10 protein-coding genes are annotated in these 13335 nt (G+C 76.4%); 6 read left to right on the forward strand and 4 right to left on the reverse strand.

Going from position 1 to position 13335, the window contains the following annotated elements; translation table 11 throughout:
- Window positions 1-28: 28 nt before the first annotated feature.
- From ABEA04_RS18080 to ABEA04_RS18100, 5 genes are read left to right on the forward strand one after another with little or no spacing between them, the layout of a single operon-like run.
- The gene (locus ABEA04_RS18080; RefSeq protein ID WP_345461925.1) at window positions 29-577 is read left to right on the forward strand and encodes a hypothetical protein; all 549 of its coding nucleotides are present in this window, start codon (window positions 29-31) and stop codon (window positions 575-577) included.
- A gap of 37 nt (window positions 578-614) precedes the next feature.
- Complete coding sequence (locus ABEA04_RS18085; RefSeq protein ID WP_345461928.1) at window positions 615-1592, forward strand: hypothetical protein; 978 nt, start codon at window positions 615-617, stop codon at window positions 1590-1592.
- Entirely contained in the window at window positions 1589-4324 is a 2736-nt protein-coding gene (locus ABEA04_RS18090) for a stealth conserved region 3 domain-containing protein (RefSeq protein WP_345461931.1), read from the forward strand. The genes ABEA04_RS18085 and ABEA04_RS18090 overlap by 4 nt, the downstream gene beginning before the upstream one ends.
- Entirely contained in the window at window positions 4321-5106 is a 786-nt protein-coding gene (locus ABEA04_RS18095) for a hypothetical protein (protein ID WP_345461934.1), read from the forward strand. Before ABEA04_RS18090 ends, ABEA04_RS18095 begins: the two co-directional genes overlap by 4 nt.
- Window positions 5103-7889, forward strand: coding sequence for a stealth conserved region 3 domain-containing protein (locus tag ABEA04_RS18100; RefSeq protein ID WP_345461937.1), 2787 nt, complete (start codon window positions 5103-5105; stop codon window positions 7887-7889). Before ABEA04_RS18095 ends, ABEA04_RS18100 begins: the two co-directional genes overlap by 4 nt.
- Window positions 7890-7905: 16 nt before the next feature.
- Here ABEA04_RS18100 and ABEA04_RS18105 read toward each other — a convergent pair whose 3' ends face one another.
- From ABEA04_RS18105 to ABEA04_RS18120, 4 genes are read right to left on the reverse strand one after another with little or no spacing between them, the layout of a single operon-like run.
- Window positions 7906-8952, reverse strand: coding sequence for a sulfotransferase family protein (locus ABEA04_RS18105; protein ID WP_345461940.1), 1047 nt, complete (start codon window positions 8950-8952; stop codon window positions 7906-7908).
- A 47-nt stretch (window positions 8953-8999) separates the two neighbouring features.
- Window positions 9000-9350, reverse strand: a complete 351-nt coding sequence (locus ABEA04_RS18110; RefSeq protein ID WP_345461943.1) for a hypothetical protein — start codon at window positions 9348-9350, stop codon at window positions 9000-9002.
- A gap of 11 nt (window positions 9351-9361) precedes the next feature.
- Window positions 9362-10594, reverse strand: a complete 1233-nt coding sequence (locus ABEA04_RS18115) for a fatty acid desaturase family protein (RefSeq protein WP_345461946.1) — start codon at window positions 10592-10594, stop codon at window positions 9362-9364.
- A 42-nt stretch (window positions 10595-10636) separates the two neighbouring features.
- Entirely contained in the window at window positions 10637-11731 is a 1095-nt protein-coding gene (locus ABEA04_RS18120) for a ferredoxin reductase (RefSeq protein WP_345461949.1), read from the reverse strand.
- Window positions 11732-11909: 178 nt separating this feature from the next.
- On the opposite strand from ABEA04_RS18120, the gene ABEA04_RS18125 reads away from it, so the two are divergent.
- A complete protein-coding gene (locus ABEA04_RS18125; RefSeq protein ID WP_345461952.1) occupies window positions 11910-13178 on the forward strand; it encodes an HNH endonuclease in 1269 nt (422 codons plus the stop codon).
- Window positions 13179-13335 lie beyond the last annotated feature (157 nt).

Consider the following 13335-nt stretch of genomic DNA (forward strand, 5'->3'; position numbering starts at 1 on the left):
CCCTGGGGCGACGCCTTAGTCTCGGCGCATGAGCGAGCCCACCGAGTACGTCGTCGTCCTGCTGGTGGAGCAGGCGCTCTCCGACCTCGATGCGCGGCAGGTGCGCTCGCTGCACGAGGCCGTCGAGGAGCCGGTGGTCTACCACGTGCTGCTGCCCGTCGACGACGCCGCCGCGCGCGTCGAGGCCTCGCTCGGCTCGCTCTCCGGCGGCGAGCTGCTCGCCACCCCCGGCATGCCGATGCGCGACATCGACCTCGACGCCGTCGAGGAGGACTGCCGCGACCGCTCCCTGGCCGCGCTGGCCGCGTCGGTGGCCGCCCTCGAGCGGGCCGGCGCGACCGTGGCCGACACCGCCCTGCTCGCCGGCTCGCCGGTCGACGAGCTGGAGAAGCGTGCCACGGCGGTCGAGGCCCGCGAGGCGATCGTGCTGACCGCGCCCCACGTGGTCGCCGACCTGCTGCGTCTCGACTGGGCCTCCAAGGCCCGCCGCAAGCTCGGCATCCCGGTGCTGCACCTGCTCGAGCACGAGACCTTCGACGAGCAGGCCGGCAGCTCCGAGGGCAACACCGGCATGTGACGCGGCGAGCACGCCCCGCCCGTCTAGGTTCTCCCCTGTGAGGTTCGTGAGGCGTCGCGGCGAGCCCGGCGCGCAGCCGGACGCCGCCCCGGTGCTGCCGGCCGAGGTGCCCGAGCCGGACGCCGCCCCGTCGCCGCCCGACGACCGCCCGGCGGCCGTCTTCGCCGGCGTGCTCGACGGACGCCACCTCTGGGTGGCGGTGGCCGAGCGGCCCGGGCACCTGGCCCTGCGCGACGCCGACGCCGGCCGTGTCGTCGGCGACCCCGCGCCCGCCGCCGACGCGCAGGCCGGCTGGCTCGACGCGCGGCTCGACCTCGCGGCCGCCTTCGGCCCCGACGGTGCCGACCGGCTCGCCGTGGTGCTGGTGCCGCCGGGCACGGCCGCGCCGCAGCCGGTGCGGACGCCGCCGCTCGACGTCCTGCCCGGCGCCGGCGCGGTGCCCGAGGCCGACGAGGGGCCCCGCTACGTGCTCGACCGCGAGCCGGACGGCGCCCTCGTCGTGCGACGCAAGCCCCGCTCGGACGGCGCCCGGCTGCAGGCCCTGAGCGACGTCGGGCCGCACAGCGCCCGGCTCACCCTCGCCGAGGTCGGCGCCGACGACGCCCTCGCGCTGCGGCGCGCGGGCACCACGCTCGCGACCTGGCCGCTGGTCGCCGACGGCGCGGGCGGGGGTGACGTCGTCCTCGACGTCCGCGACCTCGACCCGGCCGCGTGGTCCGAGCCCGGCCGGGCGGTGCTGGTGCTGGCCGGCAGCGGCGCGCCGGTGCGGCGGCGGCGCAACGACCTCGACCCCGCCACGGCGGTCGGGATGCCCGAGCTGGTCGTCGACCCGGACGGCCCGACAGGCGCGGGGGAGGCCGGGGACGCCGGGGACGCCGGGCAGTCCCTGGCCGCCGGTGGGCGGCTGCGGCTGCGGTGGGGCAGCAGCGGGCGCCTCGTGGCGCGGGTGATGCCCACCGAGGAGCACGAGACCGACGGCGGGGCCGGGGACGACGGGGAGGGGGACGAGTCATGAGGATCGGGTTCCTGGTCTTCGACGTCGACGAGCCCACCGGCGTCGCGCGCTCGACCGTCACGCAGGCCGGCACCCTCGCCGCCGACCACGAGGTGGTGCTGGTCAGCGTGGTCTCCACAGCCGACCGGCCGCACTTCACCCCCGACCCGCGCGTCGAGCTGCGGCGCCTGGTCGACCTGCGCGACCCCGCGCGGCCGGCCCACGGCGACCTCGGCGAACGCGTCGCGGCCGGGCTGCACGCCCGCGCGTCGGCCCTCGTGCCGCCGCAGTGGGAGCCCGGCTACACGGGGCTGTGCGACGTCGCCCTCGAGGCGACGCTGCCGACGCTGCCGGTCGACGTCCTGGTGACGACGACGCCGGGCCTGCTGGCCGCGGCCGTGGCGCTGACCGCCGAACGGGTCGTCGTCGCGCACCAGGAGCACCGCAGCTCGAGCGACCACGGCGGCGGGCTCGAGCCGCTGCTGGCGCACGCGCCGCGCGCCGACCTGGTCTCGCTGCCCACCGAGGCGATGCAGGCCTGGCTGCAGGAGCGGCTGGGCGAGCTGTGCCCGCCCACGGTGGTGATGCCGAACCCGCTGCCGCAGGTCTACACGCCCCGCTCGACGCTCGCCGAGCCCCTCATCGTGGCCGCCGGGCGGCTGGTGCCCGAGAAGCAGGTGCCGCGGCTGGTCGAGGCGTTCGGGCTGGTGGCCGACCGGCTGCCCGGGTGGCGGCTGCGCGTCCTCGGCGCCGGTCCGCAGCGTCCGGAGGTGCAGCGGCAGGCGCGCCGCTACGGCCTCTACGACCGCGTCGAGACGCCCGGGCTGGTCGACGACATGCCCGCGCAGTGGGCCCGCGCGTCGATCGCCGCGCTCGCCTCGCGCTCCGAGGGCCTGCCCATCGTGCTGCAGGAGGCGATGGCCGCCGGCGTCCCGGCCGTGTGCCTCGACTCCCCCACCGGGCCGCGCGAGCTGGTCGAGCACGAGGTGAACGGCCTGCTGGTGGCGCCGCAGTCGACCGCCGGCCTGGCCAGCGCGCTGCTGCGGCTGGCCGAGGACGACGCGCTGCGGCACCGGCTCGGACGCGGCGCGCTGCAGACCGCGCGCCAGTGGGACGCCGCCGTCCTGGCCGAGCGGTGGACCGGCGTCCTCGCCGACGCCCGGGCCCGGCGTCGCGGCGCGGGCGGGCTCGAGGCGCGCGCGCTGGCGCCGCCGCCGCGACCGGCCGACGACCCGACCGACGGCCTCGACCCCGTCGGCCCGACGCCCGAGCAGGCCCGCACCGCCGCGCTGGCGTGGGCCGTCGACGCCGCGCGGGCGGCCACCGACCACTGGCTGGTCGTGCCCGCCCACGAGCGCACCCACCCCACCGTGGTGGTGCCGATGGACGCGCGGGACGGTGTGCTGCAGGCCCTGGCGCGCGAGGGCTGCCCGCCGTGGCTGTCGTTGCGCGACCCGGGCGAGTCGGGCTGGCCCGAGCGCCGCGGCCGGGTGGCCGAGCTGGCGACGTCCCTGCGTCGTGGCCGCACCTCGGTGGTGGCGCTCGAGCCGTGGCCCGCGGTGCGCGGGCTCACCACGCTCGCCGGTCAGCGGTGCGGCGTCGAGGTGGAGTTCTGGGAGTCGGGGCCCGACGGCTCGATGGTGGCGCCGCGCCGCAACCCCTACACGACGCGGCTGCCCGGCGACCGGGCCGGCCTCGACGCGATCGGCGTCGTCGACGCCGAGGTCGACGGCGTCGCCGTCCGGTCGCTGCCGCTGCTGGTGGCGCCCACGGTGGCCGAGTGCCGCTTCGAGGTCGACGCCGTCTACACCTGGGTCGACGGCCGCGACCCGGCCTGGGAGGCGGCGCGGGCGGCGCGGCTGGCCGCGCTCGACCCGACCGGCGCGAGCACTGCTCACACCCGCGAGTCGAGCGGGCGGGCGCGCTACCTCGACCGCGGCGAGCTGCGCTACAGCCTGCGCGGCCTGCACCTGTTCGCCCCGTGGATCCGCCGCATCCACCTCGTCACCGCCGGGCAGGTGCCCGCCTGGCTCGACGCCGACCACCCGCGCCTGAACCTGGTCGACCACGCCGACCTGCTGCCGCCCGAGGCCCTGCCGACCTTCAGCTCGCACGCCATCGAGACCGCGCTGCACCGCATCCCCGGCCTCACCGAGCACTTCGTCTACCTCAACGACGACTTCCTCCTCGGCCGGCCGCTGCGACCCGAGGCGCTGTTCTCCTCCTCGGGCCTGACCTCGGTCTTCCCGGCGCGGCTCGCGGTCGGCCTCGACGACGACGGCGGGCCCGAGCCCGCACCGTTCGCGAAGGCGGCGCTGAACAACCGACGACTGCTGAGAGAGGCGTTCGGGGCGGTCACCACCGCCACGCTGGCGCACGCCCCCTACGCGCACCGCGTCTCGGTGCTGCAGGAGGTCGAGGCCCGGTTCGGCGAGGCGCTGGCGGCCACCGCGCGCACGCCGTTCCGCGGGGACGACGACGTCGCCACCCTCAGCTCGCTGGCCCAGCACTACGGCCTGCTCACCGGCACCGCCTACCTCGCCGACCTGGCCGACCACCCGCTGACCTACCTCAACCTCAGCAGCGCCGACCTCGACCGGCAGCTGGCCCGCGCGCTGCACCGCGACCAGGACTTCCTGTGCGTGGGCGACCACCACGACCAGGGCATGCGGCAGGAGCGCCTCGACGCGCTGCTGGCGGCGTTCTTCGAGGCCTACCTGCCGGTCGCGGCGCCGTGGGAGCGCGAGGCGTGAGCCGGGTGGGCGGGCTGCTGTCGCGGCTCGGCGGCTCCGAGGCCGACCAGCCGTGCGAGGCCGTCTTCGCGCGGGTGCTCGACGGCGAGCACCTCTGGCTCGCGGTGCGCGGCGACGGCGTGCTGCGGCTCCGTGGCGACGGGCTCGCCATCGACGTCGACGCCGGGCCCGACCCGCGCGACCCGTCGGTGCGCTCGGCGGTCGTGCCCGTCGCGGCCGCGCTGGCGCGGCTCGCCCCGGCCGGGCGCGACGACGTCGTCCTCGCGCTCGTGGCCGGCGAGGGGCGCGCCGAGACGCCGGTGACGTGGGCCGGCGACGAGTCGCCGTCCGGGCCCGGCGACGCCGCCGTGCCCGAGCCGCGCACCCGCGACCGCCGCCACCAGCTGAGCGTCGAGGTCGTCGACGGCGCGGTGCAGGTGCGCCGCACGGCGCGGCAGCGCGGCGTCGGCGTGCTCGGGCTCACCGCGCTCGACGAGGGTGTGGCGCTGCACCTCGACCGGGCGGACGGCGTGCTGCGCGTGGGTCCGCACACGGTCGGGGTCGTCGACGGCACGGCGGTGCTCGGCGCGCTGCCCGACCTGCCCGCGGGCACCACCCGGCTCGAGGTCGACGGCGTCCCGCTGCTGCGCACCGCGCACGTCGTGGCGCGGCCGAACGCCGCCGTCCTGCTGCCGCCGCTTCCGGACGTGCCGGGTGGCGCCGTCGAGCTGCGCTGGCAGCGCGAGGGCCGGCTGGCCGTGCACCGGCGGGCCGCGGACGACGGCGCGGGGGCGGCGTCGTGAGGGTCGCGTTCCTCATCGCCACGGTGCACGACCGCGGCGGCACCGCCGGCGCCGTGGCGACCCAGGCCAACGCGCTCGTGGCGCGGCCGGAGGTCACCTCGGTGGAGGTGCTCAGCGTCTACCGCCGCGACGACGGCCACCACTTCCCGCTCGACCCGCGCGTCGTCGTCCGCGACCTGGCCGACCTGCGCCCCGGTGCGGGCGCCGACCCGTCGCTGACCGGGCGGCCGCCGCTGCAGGTGCCGCTGGGCACCGACCCCGGGCTCGACGCCCACGCCGACGTCACCCTCGAGGCGGCGCTGCCCGGCCTCGAGGCCGACGTTCTGGTGACGGTGACGCCGGCGATGCTGGCCTACGCGGTGCAGCTGGCGCCGGCGCGCACGGCGGTCGTGCACCAGGAGCACCGGGCCTCGCACTCGCGCCCCAACGGCCGCGACCTGCTGCTCGACCGGGCGCGGCGGGCCGACACGGTCGCGATGCTGACAGAGCCGATGGCGCACTGGCTGCGCGGCGAGCTGGGGGCGTCGTCGCCGCCGGTGGTCGTCGTCCCCAACGCGCTGGCGCCGGGGTACCGGCCGCGCTCGCGGCTCACCGAGCCGGTGATCGTGGCCGCGGGCCGACTCGACAACGAGAAGCGGTGGCCGGCGCTGGTCGGCGCGTTCGCCGAGGTGGCCGACCGGATGCCGGGCTGGCGGGTGCGCATCTTCGGCGACGGCCCCGCGCGGTTCGACATCATGGCGACGGCGCGCCGCCACGGCCTGTGGGACCGGGTCGAGCTGCCCGGCCCCACGACCGACATGACCACCGAGTGGGCCCGCGGCAGCATCTCGGCGCTCACCTCCCAGCCCGGCGAGGGCTTCCCGCTCGTCATCCAGGAGGCGATGGCGGCCGGCGTCCCGGTGGTGGCCTACGACATGCCCACCGGCCCGCGCGACCAGATCCACCACGGCGTCGACGGCCTGCTGGTCACCCAGGGCGGCCAGCAGGCGCTGGCGGCGGCGCTGCTGCGGCTGGCCACCGACGACGCCGAGCGCCAGCGGCTGGGCGAGGCGGCGCTCGCCACCGCGGCCGGCTGGGACAGCGCGGCGATCACCGACCGGTGGGTCGAGGTGCTCGGCACGGCGGTCGAGCGGCGCTCGCACGCGGCCGGCGGGGCGGGCCGCAGCGCCGTCGTCCACGCGCAGGCGCCGCCGACCCCGCCGCCCGACGCCGACGTCGCCCCGCACGGGCACGAGGGTGCGGGCCTGACGCCGCAGCGCTGCCGCCACGAGGCGCTGGCGGCCGTCGCGGCCGCGGTGCGCGCGGCGGTCGGCGAGCGGGGCTGGTTCGTGCTGCCGCCGCACCGCACCGCGGCCACCGTGACCGACGGCGACGACCCGCCCACCGTCGTCGTGCCGATGGCGGCCCGGGAGCCCGTGGTGCGCGCCCTCGGCGCCGGCGGCGCGCTGCCGCCGTACCTGTCGCTGCACGACCCCGAGGCGCGCGGCTGGCCGAGCCGCCGCGGTCGACCGGAGGAGATGGTGGCGCCGCTGCTGCGCGCCCGCTCCCCGCGGCTGCTGGTGGAGCCGTGGCCGCGCGTCGGTGGAGCCGGGGCCGCGGACGACGGGGGCGGCACCGGCCCGCTCGACCTCGGACCCGGGCCGTGGGCCTCGCTGCTGCGCGGTTGCGGGGTGGCGGTCGAGCTGTGGGAGGCCGGGCCGGACGGCGCGCTGCACTCCCCCGGTGGGGCCACCTACGCCACGCAGGTGCCGCCGGACGTCGTCCGCGACGGCACCGTGGTCGGCCGGGTGCACGACGTCGAGGTGCCCGTGCTGCCCGGCACGCTGGTGCCGACGCCGTTCGAGCTGCGCGGCGAGGTCGACGCCGTCTACACCTGGGTCGACGGCAGCGACCCCGCCTGGGACGCCGCCCGCGCGGCCCGGCTCGACGCGCTCGACGACCCGCGACTGCGCGAGCGGGCCTCGAGCGGGCGCGCGCGCTACCTCGACCGCGGCGAGCTGCGCTACAGCCTGCGCAGCCTGCACCTGTTCGCGCCGTGGGTGCGCCGCATCCACGTCGTCACCGCCGGGCAGGTGCCCGCCTGGCTGGACGTCGACCACCCGCGGATCCACCTGGTCGACCACGCCGACCTGCTGCCGCCCGAGGCCCTGCCCACCTTCAACTCGCACGCCATCGAGACGGCGCTGCACCGCATCGACGGGCTCGCCGAGCACTTCGTCTACCTCAACGACGACTTCGTGCTCGGCCGGCCGACGCGGCCCGAGGCGTTCTTCGGTCCCGGCGGCACCACGGCCGTCGTCCCCTCCACGAGCCTGGTGGGGCTGCCCGGCGAGCAGCGGCTGCCGTGGGCGTGGGCGGCGCAGAACAACCGGCGGCTGCTGCACGACGCGCTCGGGGTCGAGCTGGTGACCACGCTCGCGCACGCGCCCTACGCCCACCGGGTATCGGTGCTGCGGGAGGTCGAGGCCCGCTTCGCCGAGGCGGTAGCGGCCACGGCCCGCGCGCCGTTCCGCTCCCCGACCGACGTCTCGATGCTCAGCTCGCTGGCCCAGCACTACGGCCTGGCCACCGGCACCGCCCACGTGGCGCAGGCCGACTGGGCGTTCGTCGACCTCAGCGCCGCCACCGTGCGGCGCCGGCTGCTCGACCTGCTCGAGCGCGACCGCGACGGGTTCTGCCTGGCCGACCAGCACGACTTCGCCCGCGACCCCGAGGTCGTCACCGCCCTGGTGACCCGGGTGCTGGAGACCTACCTGCCGGTGGCTGCCCCCTGGGAGAGGTGACCGCGGGGCGGCACGGTCAGCGGCGCCGGCGCCACGGCAGTCGCGTGGGCGGCTCGTCGGCGTCCTCGTCGTCGGCGTGTGCCTCCTCGAGCTGCTGCTCGAGCTCGGCGATCTGCGCCTCGTAGTCGGCGCGGACGCTGGCCCGCACCTTGCGGCGGACGAGGGCCTCGCGGGCGTTGGTGTGGTCGAGCGCGACCCCGACGGCGTGGTCGAAGAGCCGCTCGTAGTCGGCGCGCAGGGCGGCGAGGGCCGCGGGCGCGGCGGCGTCGGCGGGGTCGTCGGCCAGACGGTTCATCTGCTCCCAGACCCCCTCGGCGACGGCGCGCAGGGTGTCGGGGACGTCGACGCCGTCCCAGCCGGCCTCCGACCGGTTCAGCGACGGCTCGATGAACTCGTCGACCGGGTGCGGGTCGGCGAACGGGAGGGGCACGTCGAGGTCGAGCCGCTCGACCACGCCGCCGAGCGTGGTGCGCCAGTCGGCGAGCAGGTCGGCGTAGCGGACGAAGACGCGACGGTCGTCGCGGGTGGCGCTCTCGGTCTCGAGGCACGCCATGCACCAGCCGGCGATGTTGGCGGTGGCACGCCGGCGGCGGAACGCCTCGCCGCGGTCGGTGGGCGTGTAGTGGGTGTCGCGGGAGGCGGCCACCTCGGCGGGGTGGCGCAGCATCGTCAGGAAGCCCAGCCGCGCACCGCGGTCGGTGACGGCGCGCCGCCAGAGGTCGTGGAACCAGAAGGCCCGGGGGTCCTTGACGAGCAGCTGCGGCTCGTCGGACCACCGGTCGAGCCAGGCGCCGAGCCGCGCCGCGTCACCGTCGTCCGGCACCCGCGCGGCGAGCCCGGCGGCCTCGGGCCGCGAGTCGAGGGTGCGGACGACGGCGGGCCCCCGATTGAGCAGCGACTTGTGGAAGTCGACGACCCACTGCGACTCGTAGAAGCCGCGCGGGTTGGTCTCGTCGGGCGGCACGTGCGGCTCGGGAAGGAGGAGCCCGAGCCGGGTCAGCGCCCCGGCGACCGTGCTGGTGCCGCTGCGTCCGGCTCCGGCGACCACGACGACCCGTTCCACGGCGGTGACGCTATCGCGCCCGTCGCCCCGGGACGGCGACGTGCGGCTCAGTCGAGCAGCGAGTTCGGCTGGAAGCGCGGCCGCGGGTCGACGTCGCCGGTGATCGGACGCACGAACTCGAACCCCGACGTGCGCGCCGCCTCCCACCCCGTGCCGAGCAGCCCGCGCACCCGCTCGGCGCACTCGACGTGCATCGGCGGGGCGTGGAAGGTGTTGTCGGCGTGCTCGTCGACGGTCCCGACGAAGACCACCGGCCGGCCGAGCGGGCGACCGCAGGCGCCGCAAACCCGGCTCAGCGCGCACTGGGTGACCCGGGCACGCGAGAGCGCGCCGTCCTCCCAGGCGAACAGTCCGTCGGTCGCGGCGGGCTCGCCGTCCAGGCCGGCCACCCTCGGCACCGCCGAGCCGCTCACGACGCGCCGGACGCCGACCGCGACCAGGTGCCGGTCTCGGCGCGGCGCCGCGGCCGGTCGGACTCCGACTTGCGACGACGGTCGATCGGGACGGTGTTCTCCTGCTCCGGCGGCGGCGGGTTGGGCGAGTCGGAGGAGGTGAACCGGTTCGGCAGGGTCAGCTTCATGATCGTGCGCAGCGCCTGGCCGTACTGCTGGTGCAGCGGGCCGATCGTGTAGGGCAGGTCGTACTTCTCGCAGAGCGCGCGCACCTTGACCGCGATCTCGCCGTAGCGGTTGCTCGGCAGGTCGGGGAAGAGGTGGTGCTCGATCTGGTAGCCGAGGTTGCCGCTCATGATGTGCATGAGCTCGCCGCCCTCGAAGTTCGCGGCGCCCAGCACCTGGCGCAGGTACCACTCCGCGCGCGTCTCGTCCTCGAGCTCGTCCTCGGTGAAGTGGAGGGCGCCGTCGGGGAAGTGGCCGCAGAAGATGATCACGTAGGACCAGATGTTGCGCATGAAGTTGGCCCAGGCGTTGGCCACCAGCGTCGTCTTCCAGTGCCGGCCCGACAGCGCCGGGTAGACCACGTAGTCCTTCAGCGCCTGGTTGCGGCCCTTGCGCCAGATCTGCTTCAGCTGGCGCTTCATCTCCTTCGGGTCCTTCTCGCCCTTGCGGATGCGCTCGAGGTCGAGGTCGTGCAGCGCGACGCCCCACTGGAACAGCCCCGCGAGCAGGGCGTTGTAGACCGGCTGGCCGAGCGTGAACGGCGTCCACCGCTGCTCGCGGGCCATGCGGAGGATGCCGTAGCCGATGTCGTTGTCGTGGCCCAGGACGTTGGTGAACTGGTGGTGCACGTAGTTGTGGCTGTGCTTCCACTGCTCGGCCGGCTGCGCGGTGTCCCACTCCCAGGACGAGGAGTGGATCTCGGGGTCGTTCATCCAGTCCCACTGGCCGTGCATGACGTTGTGGCCGATCTCCATGTTCTCGAGGATCTTGGCCAGGCCGAGCACCGTGCCGCCGACGACGGCGCCGGGGGTGCGGGTGCGGTCGTCGTGCGGGGTCGCGATCATCACGACGCGGGCCGCGGCCGCCATCCACCGCTGCACGGCGATCAGGCGGCGGATGTAGGCGGCGTCGTCGTCACCACGCGACGCCTCGATCTCGGCGCGGATCGCGTCGAGCTCGCGCCCGAGCTCCTCGACCTGCTCGTCGGTGAGGTGCGCGTACTCCTTGACGTCGGAGATGGCCATGGTGTCCTTCCGGTCGGTGCTGGTCGGGTGCTGGTGCTGGGGTCAGATGTCGAGGGTGCAGTCGCCGACGGGGACGGTGATGCAGGTCTGGATCGACTCGTTCGGCTGGTCGTACTCGTCACCGCTGCGCAGGTCACGGACGACGCCGTCGACGAGGGTGAGCGTGCAGGTGTGGCAGATGCCCATCCGGCAGCCGAACGGCATGCCGACGCCGGCCTCCTCGCCGGCCTCGAGCAGCGTCGTGGCGCCGTCGACCTCGGCCTCCTTGCCCGAGCTGCGGAACGTGACGGTGCCGCCCTCGCCGCCGTCGCCGCCGCGGTCGAGGGTGAACCGCTCGACGTGCAGGTGCTCGGCGAGGCCCTGGTGCTCGAAGTGCTCCTCGACGGCGTCGAGCATCGGGGCGGGGCCGCAGGCCCACGTCTCGCGCTCACGCCAGTCGGGCACGACGTCGTCCAGGTCGCCGACGTCGAGCGGGCCCTCGGCGTCGGTGTGGCGCTCGATCACCTCGAGCGCGTCGTGCCGCTCGTGGAGGGTGCGCAGCTCGTCGCGGAAGATCATGCGGTCGGGGCCGGTCGAGGAGTAGTGCAGGACGACGTCCGGCATCGTGCCGCGGCGGTCGAGCGTCCGGAGCATGCTCATCACCGGCGTGATGCCGCTGCCGCCGACGAGGAACAGCGCCTTCGCCGGCGGCGGGTCGGGGAGCACGAAGTCGCCGGCGGGGGTGGCCAGCCGCACGATGGTGCCCGGCTCGAGGCCGTTGACGAGGTGGTCGGACAGGAACCCCTCGGGCATGGCGCGCACCGTGATCGCGAGGTGACGGCCCGAGCGCTTCGGCGCGGAGCTGACCGAGTAGGAGCGCCAGTGGAACCGGCCGCCGACCTGGACGCCGATGCCGACGTACTGGCCGGGCCGGTGCTGGTGGTGCCAGCCCCAGCCGGGGCGGATGACGAGCGTGGCCGCGTCGTCGGTCTCGCGCACGACCTTCTCGATGCGGCCCCGTAGCTCGCGCGAGCTCCAGAGCGGGTTGAGCAGCTGCAGGTAGTCGTCGGGCAGCAGCGGGGTGGTCAGCTTGTCGGCGCCGCGGCGCAGCCGCTCCCAGGCGCGCGTGCGGGGCGCGCTGGTCGTCGAGGACGTCACGCGCTCAGTGAACGGGTGTTTACTCAGGGAGTCAACGCCCCTCTGGGGGATGTGGACCGGGTCAATCGTCGTCCCGACCGCGGTGCCGGCCTCGGGAACGCGGCCGTCTCACGCGGCCGTCCACAGGTCGGCGGGCGGCCGTGGCGGAGCGGGGGCCGGCGTGCCTAGGTTGCGCCGCATGAGCCTGTCCGCCGCCGACGTCGCCGCCTGGGTCCGCGACCTGGGCGAGGTCGGCGCACCCGACGACCGCGTCGACGACGCCGAGCGGGTCGAGCTGCTGCGGGCGCTGCAGGAGCTGAAGGGCGCCGCCAGCGCCGCGCAGGCCCGCACCGCGCACCGGTTCGCCCAGTCGCAGCGGGACGAGCAGCGCAAGGCCGGCGTGCCGGCGCACCGCGTCGGCCAGGGTGTCGCGGCGCAGGTCGGGCTGGCCGTGCGCCAGAGCCCGGCCCGGGCCACCCGCCTGCTGGCCACCGCCCAGGTGCTGTGCACCGAGATGCCGCACACGCTCGCGGCGCTGAGCCGCGGCGAGATCGACTCCTGGCGCGCCACCGTGCTGGTGCGCGAGACCGCCTGCCTGGCGCGCGAGCACCGCGCCACCATCGACGAGAAGGTCGGCGGCGCGGACGACGTCGGCGCGCTCGGCACCAAGCAGCTCGCGGCGAAGGCGGCCCGGCTGGCCGCCCGGCTCGACTCGGCCGGGGTCGCGGCGCGCCGCCGGCTCGCCGAGGAGGAGCGTCGCGTCACCGTGCGCCCCGCGCCCGACACGATGACCTACGTGACCGCGCTGCTGCCGGTCGTGCAGGGCGTCGCGATGTACGCCGCGCTCGACCGCGTCGCCCGCCAGGCCCGCGCCACCGGCGACGAGCGCACCCGCGGCCAGGTCATGGCCGACACGCTCGTCGAGCTGGTGACCGGACGCCGCACCGACGTCCCGCCACCGGTCGACCTACACCTGGTGATGACCGACCGCGCTCTGCTCGCCAGCGACGACGAGCCTGCCGTCCTGCCCGGCTACGGGCTCGTGCCCGCCGACGCGGCCCGCGATGTCGTCCAGCGGGCCCTCACCGACGCCCAGGTCGCCGTGCGGAGGCTGTTCGTGGCCCCGACGGCCGGCCAGCTGATGGCGATGGAGTCGAGGTCGCGGCTCGCGCCGGCCGGGCTCGCGGCCTTCGTCCGCGACCGCGACCAGGTGTGCCGGACCCCGTGGTGCGGGGCACCGGTGCGGCACGTCGACCACGTCGAGGCGTTCCGCGACAGCGGCACCACCGTCGCCTCCGGGCTGCAGGGGCTGTGCGAGGCGTGCAACTACGCCAAGGACGCCATCGGCTGGGCCACCCTGCCGCGGCCCGGGCCCGGCCACGTCACCGAGATCACGACGCCGACGGGGCACGTCTACCTGTCCTTCGCTCCGCCCGCTCCGGGGTGGGGCGAGGACGAGGTCGCCTGACCGGACGCCGACCGCAACCGACCGGAGCCGCAGCGGGTCGGCTGGTCGGCCGGTCGGCGCCGCCCACGGTCTCGGCGGTCCAGTGGTGCCCCGCCGGTCCGGTGGCACCACGCCGGTCGCGCGCTAGTCGACGCGGTTGCCCTCGTCGTCCCAGTGC

The organism is Nocardioides marinquilinus (assembly GCF_039543705.1).
Classification (GTDB): domain Bacteria; phylum Actinomycetota; class Actinomycetes; order Propionibacteriales; family Nocardioidaceae; genus Nocardioides; species Nocardioides marinquilinus.

Bases quoted from the DNA above. Each gene is read 5' to 3' on its own strand.
- ABEA04_RS18080 (WP_345461925.1), top strand. From the start codon at position 29: ATGAGCGAGCCCACCGAGTACGTCGTCGTCCTGCTGGTGGAGCAGGCG.
- ABEA04_RS18125 (WP_345461952.1), top strand. From the start codon at position 11,910: ATGAGCCTGTCCGCCGCCGACGTCGCCGCCTGGGTCCGCGACCTGGGC.
- ABEA04_RS18115 (WP_345461946.1), bottom strand. From the start codon at position 10,594: ATGGCCATCTCCGACGTCAAGGAGTACGCGCACCTCACCGACGAGCAG.
- ABEA04_RS18090 (WP_345461931.1), top strand. From the start codon at position 1,589: ATGAGGATCGGGTTCCTGGTCTTCGACGTCGACGAGCCCACCGGCGTC.